Origin of the sequence: Serratia sp. MMO-28 (genome assembly GCF_037199905.1) — a bacterium.
GTDB classification, from domain to species: Bacteria; Pseudomonadota; Gammaproteobacteria; order Enterobacterales; family Enterobacteriaceae; genus Chania; species Chania oryzae.
Map to the genome: position 1 here is coordinate 1 of NZ_JBBCVB010000096.1, position 388 is coordinate 388.

The 388-nt window shown below is 59.3% G+C and carries 1 protein-coding gene; it reads left to right on the forward strand.

The features are described from left to right. Positions 1-388, forward strand: a 388-nt coding sequence (locus tag WG891_RS26695; RefSeq protein ID WP_337265104.1) for a hypothetical protein, incomplete at both ends; no start/stop codon positions are given.

Below are 388 nucleotides of genomic sequence, written 5' to 3' on the forward strand. Positions count from 1 at the left end.
TCCTGCCGGTGGTGCCACCGAACCTGTCGATCCTCGATCAGAACCGCGGGGCCTCGGCGATGCAGTTGATCAGCGCGACGACCGCCAGCGGGGCCGATACCCTGACGCTGACGATTGATGGGGTGGCGGTGACGCCGCAAGGATTACTCTCTGCCATTAACCAGAATGCGGCGCATGTGGCGGATGCAACCTATCACTACGCGTTATCCAATACCAATAGCGCCAATGCGTCTGGCCTGTACCTGAATTACGATCTGAGTGCGATCAATCTGTTACAGGACAACCCGAACGCGCTGGTGATTGCCACCGATGTCAGCCCGGATGCCAACAAAAACCTGACCGCGCAACTGACCGGGGTGGGCGGCATCGTGTTTGATGCCAGCAACGG